14 protein-coding genes are annotated in these 12,890 nt (G+C 58.0%); 8 read left to right on the top strand and 6 right to left on the bottom strand.

Annotated elements, in window-relative coordinates:
* Window positions 1–233 precede the first annotated feature (233 nt).
* Both PQU94_RS00315 and PQU94_RS18110 read left to right on the top strand, forming a co-directional pair.
* Window positions 234–467 carry a DegT/DnrJ/EryC1/StrS family aminotransferase gene (locus PQU94_RS00315; protein WP_272739494.1) on the top strand — a complete coding sequence of 78 codons (234 nt, stop codon included), beginning with the start codon at window positions 234–236 and terminating at the stop codon, window positions 465–467.
* Window positions 461–622 (top strand): hypothetical protein, encoded by a 162-nt coding sequence (locus PQU94_RS18110; protein WP_368407048.1) that lies wholly within the window; start codon window positions 461–463, stop codon window positions 620–622. Before PQU94_RS00315 ends, PQU94_RS18110 begins: the two co-directional genes overlap by 7 nt.
* An 81-nt stretch (window positions 623–703) precedes the next feature.
* Here PQU94_RS18110 and PQU94_RS00310 read toward each other — a convergent pair whose 3' ends face one another.
* From PQU94_RS00310 to rhmD, 5 genes are all read right to left on the bottom strand, one after another.
* Window positions 704–2,425, bottom strand: coding sequence for an O-linked N-acetylglucosamine transferase, SPINDLY family protein (locus tag PQU94_RS00310; RefSeq protein ID WP_272739493.1), 1,722 nt, complete (start codon window positions 2,423–2,425; stop codon window positions 704–706).
* An 82-nt stretch (window positions 2,426–2,507) separates the two neighbouring features.
* Window positions 2,508–3,413: an amidohydrolase family protein gene (locus tag PQU94_RS00305; protein WP_272739491.1), complete on the bottom strand. Its 906-nt coding sequence runs from the start codon at window positions 3,411–3,413 to the stop codon at window positions 2,508–2,510.
* Window positions 3,414–3,583: 170 nt separating this feature from the next.
* Window positions 3,584–4,330, bottom strand: coding sequence for an SDR family NAD(P)-dependent oxidoreductase (locus PQU94_RS00300; protein ID WP_272739490.1), 747 nt, complete (start codon window positions 4,328–4,330; stop codon window positions 3,584–3,586).
* A complete protein-coding gene (locus PQU94_RS00295; RefSeq protein WP_272739488.1) occupies window positions 4,330–5,202 on the bottom strand; it encodes a 2,4-didehydro-3-deoxy-L-rhamnonate hydrolase in 873 nt (290 codons plus the stop codon). Before PQU94_RS00295 ends, PQU94_RS00300 begins: the two co-directional genes overlap by 1 nt.
* A 107-nt stretch (window positions 5,203–5,309) precedes the next feature.
* Entirely contained in the window at window positions 5,310–6,506 is a 1,197-nt protein-coding gene (gene rhmD, locus PQU94_RS00290; RefSeq protein WP_272739487.1) for an L-rhamnonate dehydratase, read from the bottom strand.
* A gap of 191 nt (window positions 6,507–6,697) precedes the next feature.
* On the opposite strand from rhmD, the gene PQU94_RS00285 reads away from it, so the two are divergent.
* The 4 genes from PQU94_RS00285 to kduD all read left to right on the top strand — a co-directional run bounded on the left by PQU94_RS00285 (window position 6,698) and on the right by kduD (window position 9,886).
* Window positions 6,698–6,979, top strand: a complete 282-nt coding sequence (locus PQU94_RS00285) for a helix-turn-helix domain-containing protein (protein WP_272739485.1) — start codon at window positions 6,698–6,700, stop codon at window positions 6,977–6,979.
* A gap of 153 nt (window positions 6,980–7,132) precedes the next feature.
* Window positions 7,133–7,912 (top strand): L-rhamnose 1-dehydrogenase Lra1, encoded by a 780-nt coding sequence (lra1, locus tag PQU94_RS00280; protein ID WP_272739484.1) that lies wholly within the window; start codon window positions 7,133–7,135, stop codon window positions 7,910–7,912.
* A gap of 167 nt (window positions 7,913–8,079) precedes the next feature.
* On the top strand, window positions 8,080–8,943 hold the full coding sequence (gene kduI, locus PQU94_RS00275; RefSeq protein WP_272739483.1) for a 5-dehydro-4-deoxy-D-glucuronate isomerase: 864 nt from the start codon (window positions 8,080–8,082) through the stop codon (window positions 8,941–8,943).
* A 187-nt stretch (window positions 8,944–9,130) separates the two neighbouring features.
* Window positions 9,131–9,886, top strand: a complete 756-nt coding sequence (kduD, locus tag PQU94_RS00270; RefSeq protein WP_272739481.1) for a 2-dehydro-3-deoxy-D-gluconate 5-dehydrogenase KduD — start codon at window positions 9,131–9,133, stop codon at window positions 9,884–9,886.
* Between the two features lie 79 nt (window positions 9,887–9,965).
* On the opposite strand, the gene PQU94_RS00265 is transcribed toward kduD, so the two are convergent.
* Complete coding sequence (locus PQU94_RS00265; protein ID WP_272739480.1) at window positions 9,966–10,604, bottom strand: RpiB/LacA/LacB family sugar-phosphate isomerase; 639 nt, start codon at window positions 10,602–10,604, stop codon at window positions 9,966–9,968.
* A 253-nt stretch (window positions 10,605–10,857) separates the two neighbouring features.
* Between PQU94_RS00265 and PQU94_RS00260 the strand changes: the two genes are divergently transcribed.
* A complete protein-coding gene (locus tag PQU94_RS00260) occupies window positions 10,858–11,997 on the top strand; it encodes an ABC transporter ATP-binding protein (RefSeq protein ID WP_272739479.1) in 1,140 nt (379 codons plus the stop codon).
* Window positions 11,990–12,889 carry a carbohydrate ABC transporter permease gene (locus PQU94_RS00255; RefSeq protein ID WP_272739478.1) on the top strand — a complete coding sequence of 300 codons (900 nt, stop codon included), beginning with the start codon at window positions 11,990–11,992 and terminating at the stop codon, window positions 12,887–12,889. The genes PQU94_RS00260 and PQU94_RS00255 overlap by 8 nt, the downstream gene beginning before the upstream one ends.
* Window position 12,890: the final 1 nt, after the last annotated feature.

Here is a 12,890-nt window from a genome sequence, read left to right as displayed (position 1 = left end):
AAAATTCCCAGACAAAGGGCGGGATTTGCTTGCTAAGCTTATGAAAAAGCGGGGTTCGTTTCAGTCTATACCATGTGTGGCGAAAGCCGGCCTTTTAGCAAATACGGTTTGTTAACCATGTTTTGAAAGACTCCGAAGCCTTCGGCGAGGGCTAGGCCATGGTGCGTACTGCGAGCGTATTTGATCAAACTCCTGTTTTCGCGCCCGAGTGGCTGCCTGTTGCCCGACCGCATATGCCTTCAGCGGACGCCATCTTACCCTACCTTGAGCGAATAGATGCCTCGCGCCAGTACTCAAAATTCGGCCCGCTGGTGTGCGAACTGGAAAACCGGCTGGAGGAGCGTCTCGGTCCTGACGCCCATGCGGTGACCGCATCGAGCGGCACCTCGGCACTTGTGCTGGCCCTAATGGCGCTCGACTGCTCAGGGGGGGCATCTCCGCCCTGCCGTCTTGGACCTTCGTGGTGAGCGCCCACCTGGTTCTTGCCGCGGGTTTTACGCCCTATTTTGTAGACATTGATCCGCTAAAGGCGATGCCTGATCCCAGCGACTGCGAGAGGCAGCTTAGAGACGCTCCGGGACGCCGAGCTCTATTCGTTATGTGGACGCATTATCGAGAATAATGAGTTTGGCGAACCTCCGATTCGCAAAGGCGCCGCCACGACCTTAGAATCAGACGTAGCCTTACAAACGGAATGTATTGCTCATGACGCCAGACTATCGATCCCACGTAAGTAAGCCTTTTTAAGCATTTGATGGAAGGCCTCCTCGAGCTTCCGGGTAAAACCATTTTCGTCCCGAAGAGCCGAGGCTTCAAAACCCGGACGGGTGCGGGCTCGCACCTCGGACAGGGCCTTCATGTTCTGAGCCAGGCCGACTGCGCACCGGACATAATCTCCCCAGGTTTCGGCTACAAGCTCTGTCAGACCGCTAACCGCCACCAACTGAATCCCGATGCGTGCATAAAAGTCTTTACCTGCAAGGGTGAGTACCGGCACACCATTCGCTATGGCGTCGCAACTGGTCGTCCCACCCGGACAGGGGGAGGGGTCGAGCATCAGGTCGACCTTTCGAAAAGCTTCTGCGTATTCAATGCCTTTCGAGTGCCCTTCAAAGAGAAGTCGCTCACCGTCAATCCCGTGCGCCGCAAAGCGGGCACGAAACTGCCGCTGAACGAGTGGGTCAATGAAGTAGTTATACTTCATGAGAAGCACAGAATCTGGAACGCCGCTCAAAATCGCGGACCAGGCCTTGATTGTCTCGGTACTGATCTTAGCGGGGTGATTGAAAGAGCCGAAGGTCACAAAGCCGTTTGTAAGCGCCGGTGGAGGCACATCTGGCAATCGCTGCATGGTGGGGCGATAGGGGACGGTGATATCCCCCATTGACCAGACAGTTTCGGTGAAGAGATCCTGAGTGCCCGGTGCAGCCATTGAATCAGAGTGCAGGACGTAGTCCATCTGCGACAGGCCGGTGGTTTGCTGAAAGTTGATCCACGAAACTTGCACGGGCGCCGCGCGGCGCGCAAAAATCCCAATCCGGCTGCCTACAGTATGACCCCAGGTGTCGATCAGAATGTCGGGCGCATCCTTGCGGATGAGCGCGGTTGCCGCTTCGTCATCCATGTCACCGATCGAGACCATCCGCTCGCAGGGCAAGGGCGCTTCCGCGCTCGCGTCGGCGGTATAGAGCGTTACCTCAACCTTAGCGGGGTCGTGGTTTTTGAGGATCGGCAAGATAAACTGGTGAAGCTGGGTGCGCGAGAAATTTGGGGCGACATAGCCTATCTTCAGGCGCCTCCCCTCAAGCGGAGGGGGTGTCAGGTGGATCGGATTTTCTACATAGGCAAACCGGCTCGCCCAGGCGCGCGCCTCAGAGGCGTAGCGGGACACGCCGTCTGGGACGTAGAAGAGGGAATAAAGGTAGAACTGGGCTATCCAGGCCAGCGGATAGGCGGTGAACGCGGCGGCGAAGGCTTCGTTCGCCTCCAGCGTGCGCCCCTGATGCTGCAGGGACAGTCCATAGCGTGAGAGCATGGTCGGTGTGCGAACCCCAAGGTCGCGGGCGCGTTGCCCGAAGACGGAGGCAAGCCCAATGTAATGACTGGCATAACAGGTTTCAAAGAGCTGCTCGTCATAAGCCCCGTCAGTGTCAAAGCGGGCAAGATCGACCTCGATGTCGGGCATCAGCTCGAGACCGTGTAAAAGCGTCGCCGTATCCAAAGCGGTGCGCGCCGTCTCACCATCGCCCGCGCAAAGGGCCGCGCTATATAGCCAGTACCAGGCCTCAAACGAATGCGGGTTTTCGTCCGTCAGCGTGCGAAAGCTCTGTAACGCCGAAAAACCGTCCTGACAGGACAGCGCTGCCTTGCCCTGATTGAACAGGTACGTCACCCGCTCCAGGACGGCGGGATCTACAGTACTCATTTGGGGCCTCCACCCGCGAAGGGTCTATCCGTGAAAGGTTAGGCCGCGCCGGTGAAGGAACTGTTAACCATGTTATGGCGGCTCAGAGGGGTAAATTTAGGCGATAAAGGCGGTTGGCATTGCCGGCAAACATGGCGCGGCGCTCGTCTTCCGAGAAGGCCTTGGTCACTTCTTCAAACGACGTCATTATCGTTTTGTAGTCGGAAAAGAGTTTATCGGTCGGCACATCTGAGGCGAACATCACGCGGTCTGTACCGAAGATATCGATGACGCTCAGAACAAGGGGGCGGATCGTGTCTGTTGTCCAGTGGCGATTGGAAAACCCCATCCCGGAGATCTTAACAGAGACATGGGGCACGTCGGCCAAAGCCTTAAGGCCTTTCGTCCAGCGCTCCAGATACCCGTCGCCATCATTTACAGGCATGCCGGCGTGGTTGAGCATGACCGGAATGTCGGGGTGCCTGGCCGCCAGTGCCGCGGCCGAGGCCATCTGGTTTTCGTAGATTTGCAGATCGAACGATAACCCGTACCTGGCAAGCTTTGCATAGCCGGCACGCCACTGCGGGTCTTCCAGGAGATTGGCAGGTGTGTAACTGAAATAAGGGTTCGAATGCCAGTTCAGGATATGGCGTATGCCCCGTACAGCCGAATGTTGCGAATGGGCGTATAGAAGGGCTTCAACCTTCACGTCGTTTAGACCGGCAAAGGCGACAATCGCCGTAGGCAGACCGGTCTGTTCGTGCAGCTTTTGCAGCCACTCGGTCTCGGCGAGGGCATCATCCGGGTGGGCACCCGCATCAATATGAACGGTCCCGCGCACGTCAAAACCGGCGGCATCGACTCTATAATGTGAAGGCAGATAGGTTGAGGCTATTGCCTGCGTCGAGCCATTGACCCCCGTATCGTCAAAGGGCGCACTGAGCCATGCGTAGCGCAGATGATCGAGATCCCAAAGATGGATATGGGCGTCGATGAAGGGAAGGGTCATTGGCCTCTCCTGTGTGTCTCAGTGCGGGCAAAACTGGGGGCAGGTGTCAGATTTTCGCCAAGGCCCTGTCCTCAACGAATGGCTAGGCCTTAAGGCCTCTTCACCTTCGTCATTGACTAAGCCTTTCCGAGGCCGTTTCCGCCACCTCTCGCCCGGTCTGCAGAGGTTTATCAGAACGTCGTGCGGCCACCCGATGTGTCAAACACTGAGGCGGTCGTGAAGGAGCACTCTTCAGAAGCCATGAAACAGACCATGGCGGCCGATTCATCGACAATACCCAGGCGCCCCATCGGGATTTTCGAGCGCATATAATCGACCTGGCTTTGCGGCAGTTGCGCCAGAATGGGCGATTCAAACGTGGCCGGGGTCAGGGCGTTGACGATGACGCCCTTGGTGGCCAGTTCCTTGCCGAGGCTCTTGGTGAAGCCGATCACGCCCGCCTTGGAGGCCGAATAGGCCGAGGCGTTGGGATTACCTTCCTTGCCGGCGACCGAAGCGACATTGACGATGCGGCCATAGCCGTTTTCGAGCATGAAGGGGATGATCTCACGGTTGCAGTAGAAGAGACCATTCAGATTGATGTCCATGACCTTCAGCCAAGACTCGACCGGGAACTCCCACACCGGCACGGTCGCGCCCGTGATGCCCGCCGAAGCGACCAGAATGTCGATCTTGCCTAAGATCTCGGCCGACCTTTTAGCCGCGGCCGAAACCTCTTCGAGCTTCGAAACGTCCAGAGCCACAAAACCGGCCGCGCCGATTTCCGTAGCGGTGGCTTCTAACATCTCGGCATTCAGGTCCCACAGGACGACCTTGCCACCCTCAGAGATGATGCGTTTCGCAGCGGCCTTGCCCAAACCCCCGGCGGCACCGGTAATGACGGCGCAGCGATCATTAAAACGTCCAGCGTAATTCATTAGCCGATGATCTCCTGATGTTCGAGCGAGAAGGGCACGACGGTCTGGCGCTGTTCGCCGAGGCCGGTAATGCCGAGGTGCATGGTGTCGCCCGCATTGAGATAGATGGGGTTCGGCTTCTTGCCTTCGCCGACGCCCGGCGGCGTGCCGGTGATGACCAGATCGCCCGGTTGCAGGGTGATGAAGCGTGAAACGTAGCTGATGCAGTGGGCGACGTTGAAGATCAGGGTCTTGGTATTGCCGGTCTGCATGCGCTCTTCATTGACGTTGAGGAACATGTCGAGATTATGCACGTCGCCAATCTCTTCCGGCGTCACCAGCCACGGGCCGGTCGGGCAGAAGGTATCGCAGCCCTTGCCCTTCACCCACTGCGTGCCGCGCTCCTTCTGGAAGGCACGTTCGGAAATGTCATTGACCAGCACATAGCCCGCAACGTGGCTGAGCGCATCGGCTTCTTCGACGTAGCGGCAGGTCTTGCCGATGATCAGGCCGAGTTCGACTTCCCAGTCCATCTTGGTCGCATCGCGCGGCTTCATCACCTCGTCATTAGGGCCAGTGAGCGAGGTCACGGCCTTGGTGAAGAAGATGGGCTCCGGCGGCACGGGCAGGTTCGATTCGGCGGCGTGGTCGGCATAGTTGAGGCCCACCGCAATGATCTTGCCGATCTTGTTGACCGGCACGCCATAACGCACGTCGCCTTCGACGACGGGCAGGGCCGAGACGTCGGTGGCCTTAAGGCCCGAAAGCTTGGACAGACGCACCTCTTCGGGGGTGATGTCGGCGACGACCGATGACAGATCACGTAGTTTGCCGTCGGCGTCGATCACGCCGGGCTTTTCCTGACCCTTGGGGCCAAAACGAACGAGTTTCATAAAGCTTTCCTCAAAAATAAAGCCAGATCGAAGCGACGAGCCGTCTCTGGCTTTGATCTGACGATATGGACCACCCCTGAAGGCAAGGCCTTCAGGGGTGAGTTTCATTAATGTTCGTAGGGGCGATAGAGCTTCACTTCGGGGTTCAGGTCCACCCCAAAGCCCGGCTTATCGAGTGCCGTGACCTTCAGGCGGCCCTTGTCCGGGATCGGCTCATTGAGCAGTTGCGGATGGAACATGGGTGCCACGTGATCGGCCTTCGGCGCCATCATCAGGAACTCGGCAAACGGCGAGTTGTGACGCGTAATGACGAAGTGATAGCTATAGACCGAGGACCCATGCGGCACGACCAGCGCGCCGTGCGCATCGGCCAGGGCCGAGATCTTTAAAAGCTCGGTCACACCACCGCACCAGCCCACATCCGGCTGGATGATGTCGCAGCAGCCCATTTCCAGAAGCATCTTAAAGCCCCATCGGGTCGATTCGTGCTCACCCGTGGTGACCAGCATCCCGGCCGGGACGTTCTTTTTCAGTTGCTGATAGCCCCAGTAGTCGTCCGGATTGATCGCTTCCTCGATCCACTTCAGACCGTACTCATGGCATTTGTGCGCGAGCTTCGTTGCGTAGTTGACGTCGAGCGCCATCCAGCAATCGTACATCAGCCAGAAGTCTTCGCCGACGCGCGAGCGCATATCGGCGATCAGCTCGACATTCTTTTTGAGGCCTTCATCGCCTTCGATGGGGCCGTGATAGAGCGGCAGCTTGCCGCCGATAAAGCCCATCTCCTTGGCGAGGTCCGGGCGCGCGCCCGTCGCATAGAATTGCAGTTCGTCGCGCACCGCGCCGCCCAGCATGTGATAGACCGGCTCCTGACGCAGCTTGCCCATCAGGTCCCACAGGGCCAGATCGACGCCGGAAATCGCATTTACGACAATCCCCTTACGGCCATAGTATTGCGAGCCGAAATACATCTGATCCCAGATGCGCTCATACTCAAACGGATTGCGGCCTTCGAGGAAGCGGGCAAAGTGCTTTTCGACCATATAGCAGGCGGGCTCACCGCCGGTCGTCACCGCAAAGCCGACCGTGCCGTCATCGGCTTCGATTTCAACGACCAGCGTGCCCAGCACATTGATGCCGAAGCTCTTGCGGCTCTGGCGATATTCCGGATAGCGCCCCATCGAGGTCGCAATGTGATTGTCGATCCAGTGGCCTTCGCCCTGATCGTGGTAATCGGCGCCGCCGCCGCCCTCGCCACCTTTAATGACGTATGCGCGCACCTGCTTGATCTTGGGGTAACCCATAATTGAAGCCTTTTTAACCCTGCGTGTCGAATCCGGTTCCACGAGGCCCGAAAATGATCGGTTCATGGTGAAAATGCTCAATAATGAGCATAAATGCGATTGCCAATCTATTTATTCCAATATATGAAATTAAGCCAAGGCTTATCAAGCAAAAAACGTCACGCTTGAACGCAGAAACGTCGAAACCGGGCATGAACGCAAACACCACGCCAACCGAAACCAAGGGCGACAAGCACGGCGGTAGCCAGACTCTTGTCCGCGGGCTGATGATCGTTGAGGCGGTGGCGTCTGGACGGGGGAGTTTGAGCGAGATCGCTGAAACGGCAGGTCTTGCGCGCTCTACCGCTTACCGTCTCGCCTCGACCCTCGTCGAGCAGGGCTATCTGAGCGTTGCGCCGCGAGACAATAGTGGCGGGGGTTACCGGCTGGGCCCCAAATTTATCCGTCTGTCGCAACAGGCGATCAATTCATAAGGCGGGTGCGATCAAAAGACCGCACCTTCGCACAAGGGTTTTGGAGAGTTGCGCCGATTACGGGAAGCGTGGTGCCCACCTTCTCAGATCGCGCTCGAAACGGAAGGAAACGGGGGGCGTTTCACGCTTCCGGTCAGAAAGAAGAGACAGAAGATGTTGCTCAAAGACAAGGTGCTGCTGGTCACCGGCGGTTCAAAGGGAATAGGTCGCGCCATTGCCGTTCAGGCGGCGCGCCAGGGGGCTAAGGTCGGCATCAACTATGCGGGCGACGAATCCGCGGCAGAGTCTGCGGTGAAGGAAATCCGCGCGCTCGGGGGCGAAGCCTTTGCCTTGCGGGGCGACGTTGCTGATCCTGCCTCGGCGCCGGCCTTCGTCAATGCCGCCGTTGAGGCCTATGGCCGCATCGACACCTTCGTCAACAATGCGGGGATCTGCCCCTTCCACGGCTTCCTCGATATGCCCGTAGACGTGGTCGATCGTACCATCAAGGTCAACCTGAATGGCGCCTACTATATGTGTCAGGCCGCCGCTAACCAGATGGTCAGCCAGGGTAAGAAGGCCAACGGGTTTGCAGGCTCCATTGTCGCCGTCTCCTCCATCTCGGCCCTCGTCGGCGGTGAGTTTCAGACCCATTACACGCCGACCAAGGCCGGTGTTTTGTCCCTGATGCAGTCGACCGCGATTGCGCTTGGCAAGCACGGCATCCGCTGCAACGCGGTCTTACCAGGCACCATACTGACCGACATCAATAAGGACGATCTGGCTGACGAAAAGAAGCGCAGCTACATGGAAGGTCGCATTCCGCTGGGCCGTCTGGGCCAGCCTGAAGATCTGGCCGGACCCGTCATCTTCCTCGCTTGCGAAGAAATGGCCGGATATGTGACGGGCGCCTCCCTTCTGGTCGACGGCGGGGCCTTCGTCAATCTGCAGTAAAATCCTTGACAGAAAAGGAAGGAAACCGGTTTCCTTCCTTTTCATTTGCCGCTATATGAAGTCTCATTATGTGGCGAAGCATCCCGTAAACCGGGATTTCGTCGCGCAGGGAAAAGCCGCGCCGCTGCCTTGGGTCGGGGCTGATATAGAAAACCGGAGCCGCCACCATGTGCCAGACATCGCTTTACGCAAAGATCTATCACGCCACCCACCCGGATATGATGGCCTATGCCGATACGGATGATCTGCGTGACAAGTATCTGATGCAGGGCCTGTTCGCAGCGGACGCGGTGGTCCTCAACTATACGCATTTCGAGCGCTTTGTGGTGGGCGGTGTCGCTCCGGTCGCGCAGAGCCTGCGCCTGCCAGACCAGACTGAGCCGGCGTCAGCGGCCGGTCATCCCTTTCTGGAGCGCCGCGAGCTTGGTGTTATCAACGTCGGCAGCGGCGCAGGTGTCGTGAGTGTTGATGGTGTGAGCTATGAGCTCGGCCAGAAAGACGGCCTCTATATTCCCATGGGTACAAGGGAAGTGGTGTTTTCGTCGAACGATGCGCAGTCTCCAGCCCTCTACTACCTGACCTCGACGCCTGCCCATGCCCGCTACGAGACGGTGAAGATCTCGATAGATCAGGCCGTGCCGCTGGAGCGGGGGTCGCTTGAGCAGTCAAACCAGCGCGTCATCTATCAATATATCGTGCCGACCACGGCGAAATCCTGCCAGCTCTTGCTGGGCCTGACCATTCTGGCGCCCGGTTCGGTGTGGAACACCATGCCCCCGCACCTGCACGATCGCCGCTCAGAGGTCTATTTCTATTTCGACCTCGGTGAAAACGACCGGGTCTTCCACTTTATGGGGCAACCGGACGCCGCGCGCCATATCGTCATCCAGAATAATGAGGCCGTCGTGTCTCCGCCCTGGTCGATCCACATGGGGGCAGGCACCTCCAACTACGCCTTTATCTGGGCCATGGGCGGTGAAAACCTCGACTACACGGACATGAACGTGCTGGACATCTGCCAGTTGGCCTGACCGCGTCCTCGCCTTTCCGGGTCATGCCTGAACCCTGGCCGGCCAAGGCCCTGGTGAGGTGAAACCACGGTTTCCACGGGGCTTTGCTGCGACCTAAGCATCGAAGTCCTTGAGGCGGGAGACCCCGCCACCTTCCTCGTTCATGTTCGTTATGAGGGAGATAGATTTAGACTGAAGGGAGATATTCATGAGCCATCCATTTGATTTGACCGGCAAGGTTGCGCTTGTCACCGGCGCCAATACGGGTCTGGGGCAGGGCATCGCGCTTGCCCTGGCCGAAGCCGGTGCGGACATCGCGGCCGCAGGCATTGTGCCGGCCGATGAAACCGCTGAGAAGGTCAAGGCTCTGGGCCGCAAGTTCGTCAACATCGACGCGAACCTCGGCACGCTTGAGCCTATCGAACGGGTCGTAAAGACCGCGCTCGGGGAGCTTGGCGGCCTGCATATCCTGGTCAACAATGCCGGCCTGATCCGCCGTGCCGATGCCGTCGACTTCTCAGAAAAAGACTGGGACGATGTCATGAACGTGAACATTAAGGGTGCCTTCTTTATGGCGCAGGCCGTCGGCCGCCACTTCATCGCTCAGGGCTATGGCAAGATCATCAACATCGCCTCCATGTTGTCCTTCCAGGGCGGCATCCGCGTTCCGTCCTATACGGCATCCAAGTCCGGTATTGCCGGTATCACCCGTCTTCTGGCCAACGAATGGGCGGGCAAGGGCATCACGGTAAACGCGATCGCGCCTGGCTATATGGCGACTGACAATACCGCCCAGCTGCGCGCCGATGCCGAGCGCAACAAGGCCATTCTTGACCGCATTCCGGCGGGCCGCTGGGGTGAGCCGTCTGACCTCGGAGGCGCCGCCGTCTTCCTCGCCGCACCGGCGTCAGACTATGTGAACGGCGCCATCATCCCGGTGGATGGGGGCTGGCTGGCGCGTTAAGCCCCGCTTACTGCCCTTAAATAAAAAACCCCTTCCGTTTGCACGGAAGGGGTTTCTTGTAAGGCGCCGCCAATCCGGCTTAGCCAACAATGCCCTTGATATAGGCCTTGATGTCTTCGTCCTGCGCATTGGCAAAGAAATATTCCGAGAACTTTTCACCGGCGACGGCGGCTTTCAGGAGGTCCTGATCAACGCTCTTCAGAACCGTCAGCATGTCCTTGCAGGACGCCGCCTTCAGATCCTTCAGAATGCCACGGTTCTTCGCCATGATCTGCGCGCGCTCCTTGGGATAGCCCAGACCGCGCTCGCCGTCGAAGAGCTTACGATAGACGTCCTGCAGGTTCAGTTCGGCCGCCCAGCCAAAGCCCTTGGCGTAGGGCATGGAGATGGCATTCCCGTCATTGATCTGACCAAAAAGGAAGGCATCAGTCGGGTCGATGACGAGGCCACAGAAGACGCCGGGCATCGCGTTACAGGCGAGCATCGCCCCCATACCCGTGCCGCAACCGGTGACCACGAAATCCGCAGCCTTCGAATTCAGAAGAATGCCGGCCAGTAGACCGTTCATGACGTAGGTCAGTGAGGCCTGGTCGTCGGCGCTATACATACCATAGTTAAAGACCGTGTGGCCGAGCGGCTCCGCAACCGTCTTCAGCGCGTCGTAAATGATGCCGTTCTTAGCCGCCTGGCTGTTTTCGTTGATCAGAGCGATCTTCATAAGGGTGTCCTGCGTGATGTTGCGTGAATGTGCGCGTGAGTGCTTCAATAGCGGTCTATATCTCTGGCAGCAAGCTGCTAAGCGAAGAGGGACCTAAAAAGCGAGGTTTGGTTCCAGGCCTCGTTGATTTATCCGGCGGCTGTCCCGCCGATAACAGGAAATTCCGCTCGATGCATAATCGCCGTTGAAAATGACACCGGTTTCCCTTACACAGATGGGTAATCAAAAACAAGCAGAACAAAAGTGGGGAAACGTGTCGATTGACAGTGTCAGACTTACGGATGTGCGCAAGACGTTCAATGGCCATGAGGTTATAAAGGGCGTCTCGCTGGAGGTCAAAAAAGGCGAGCTGGTGGTCTTCGTGGGGCCGTCGGGCTGCGGGAAATCGACCCTGCTGCGCCTGATTGCGGGCCTTGAGACCCCCACCTCTGGTCAGATTGATATATCCGGGCGCGATGTAACCTATGCGCACCCCTCAAAGCGCGGCGTAGCGATGGTCTTTCAGTCCTACGCCCTCTACCCGCATATGACGGTCTTCGATAACATTGCCTTCGCCCTGAAAATTCAGGGCCTGCCAAAGGACGAGATCACGCATAAGGTCAATGCCGCGGCCGAAACGCTGCAACTGACGCACCTCCTAAGGCGGCGCCCAAAAGCGTTGTCCGGCGGTCAGCGTCAGCGCGTTGCCATCGGCCGCGCCATTGTGCGTGAGCCCGATGTTTTTTTGTTCGACGAACCTCTCTCCAATCTCGATGCGGCGCTGCGCGGTCAGATGCGCGTAGAGATCGCGCGCCTTCATACCAAGCTCAATGCGACCTCAGTCTATGTGACCCATGATCAGGTCGAGGCGATGACGCTAGCCGACAAGATTGTCGTGCTCAACGCCGGGCGGATCGAACAGGTGGGCTCACCCCTTGACCTCTACCGCAAGCCCGCAAACCTGTTTGTAGCGGGCTTCATCGGATCGCCCCGTATGAATACCCTCAAAGCCAGGGTCAGGGATGTGTCCGCAGATGCGGTGAAGCTTGATCTGCCTCAGACCATCTTGTCCGTCCCGCGTCAAAGCGCTGAGGTGCCCCAGGGCGCCAGCGTCACCCTCGGGGTGCGACCTGAAAACCTTCATCTGGCGACTGAAGACGAGGACGCCCACCTCAATGGCTATGTGATCTTAATTGAGCGTCTTGGCGGGGAAACCTTCGCCTATGTCGCCTTGAAAGACCAAGAAGGCGATCCCCTGATCATGAAGCTTGATGGGGAGGTCTCTTTGCATAACCACCAGGCGGTGGGGCTAAAGATCGACCTTAACCGTGCGCATCTTTTCTCTGAAGACGGTCAGGCAATCGGCGTGTCTCCGGATTTTGCCCATCAGACAGACGGGTCCGTCCATGTATAGCAATAAATGGATCGGCAGTCTCTATGTCACCCCGTTTGTGATAGGCTTTCTGCTTTTTACGGCGTTTCCGTTTGTCGCCTCATTCCTCCTGAGCCTGACGGACGCCCGCCTTCAGGACCAGCTGGGGGCGGCCAACTTTGTCGGCCTGTCAAACTACTCAGAAATGGCCGCTGACTCGACCTTTCGCCAGTCACTGGGCGTGACGTTCGCCTACGTCTTTATCACCGTACCGCTGAAGCTCGCCTTTGCCCTGTTCATCGCCGTGGTGCTGAATTTTAAGCTCAAAGGCATAGGCCTTTTTCGTACCGCCTTCTATCTTCCCTCGATCCTCGGCGGCAGCGTCGCCATTGCCGTTGTCTGGCGTTTCGTCTTCGCCGGCGATGGACTTCTCAATCAGGCCCTTTCAGGCATCGGTATCGGGAGCGTGAACTGGCTGGGCGAGCCCACCACGGCCATGTTCTCGATCGTGCTCCTGCGTCTTTGGCAGTTTGGCTCGGCCATGGTCGTGTTTCTGGCTGGACTGAAGGCCATCCCCGAAGACCTCTATGAAGCCGCTGATCTCGATGGTGCGTCGCGTCTCAAGCAGTTCTTCCTGATCACCCTGCCTCTTCTGACGCCGGTTTTGTTCTTCAACTTCATTATGCAGATTGTGCAGGCCTTTCAGGAGTTCAACGGTCCCTACATCATCACGGCCGGCGGGCCGCTTAAATCGAGCTATCTCCTGCCGTTGATGATCTACGAGGAAGCCTTCAAATACTTCAATCTCGGCTATTCCTCCGCCCTGTCCTGGGTGCTGTTCATCATCATCGCGCTCTTTACGGCAGTGGCCTTTTGGTCGCAAAAGCACTGGGTCTTTTATGCGCAAGACCGCGATGACAAGGGAGGGCACTGAG

Source organism: Asticcacaulis currens (genome assembly GCF_028550395.1).
In the GTDB taxonomy this organism is placed as follows: domain Bacteria; phylum Pseudomonadota; class Alphaproteobacteria; order Caulobacterales; family Caulobacteraceae; genus Asticcacaulis; species Asticcacaulis currens.
The sequence above is the reverse complement of the archived record's forward strand: the minus strand, read 5'-3'. Positions and strand labels throughout refer to the sequence as shown.

Excerpts from the sequence above, each read along its gene's own strand:
- kduI (WP_272739483.1), top strand. The coding sequence starts at position 8,080 with ATGTGCCAGACATCGCTTTACGCAAAGATCTATCACGCCACCCACCCG.
- PQU94_RS00255 (WP_272739478.1), top strand. The coding sequence starts at position 11,990 with ATGTATAGCAATAAATGGATCGGCAGTCTCTATGTCACCCCGTTTGTG.
- PQU94_RS00315 (WP_272739494.1), top strand. The coding sequence starts at position 234 with ATGCCTTCAGCGGACGCCATCTTACCCTACCTTGAGCGAATAGATGCC.
- rhmD (WP_272739487.1), bottom strand. The coding sequence starts at position 6,506 with ATGGGTTACCCCAAGATCAAGCAGGTGCGCGCATACGTCATTAAAGGT.
- PQU94_RS00310 (WP_272739493.1), bottom strand. The coding sequence starts at position 2,425 with ATGAGTACTGTAGATCCCGCCGTCCTGGAGCGGGTGACGTACCTGTTC.
- PQU94_RS00305 (WP_272739491.1), bottom strand. The coding sequence starts at position 3,413 with ATGACCCTTCCCTTCATCGACGCCCATATCCATCTTTGGGATCTCGAT.
- lra1 (WP_272739484.1), top strand. The coding sequence starts at position 7,133 with ATGTTGCTCAAAGACAAGGTGCTGCTGGTCACCGGCGGTTCAAAGGGA.
- PQU94_RS00265 (WP_272739480.1), bottom strand. The coding sequence starts at position 10,604 with ATGAAGATCGCTCTGATCAACGAAAACAGCCAGGCGGCTAAGAACGGC.
- PQU94_RS00300 (WP_272739490.1), bottom strand. The coding sequence starts at position 4,330 with ATGAATTACGCTGGACGTTTTAATGATCGCTGCGCCGTCATTACCGGT.
- kduD (WP_272739481.1), top strand. The coding sequence starts at position 9,131 with ATGAGCCATCCATTTGATTTGACCGGCAAGGTTGCGCTTGTCACCGGC.
- PQU94_RS00295 (WP_272739488.1), bottom strand. The coding sequence starts at position 5,202 with ATGAAACTCGTTCGTTTTGGCCCCAAGGGTCAGGAAAAGCCCGGCGTG.
- PQU94_RS00285 (WP_272739485.1), top strand. The coding sequence starts at position 6,698 with ATGAACGCAAACACCACGCCAACCGAAACCAAGGGCGACAAGCACGGC.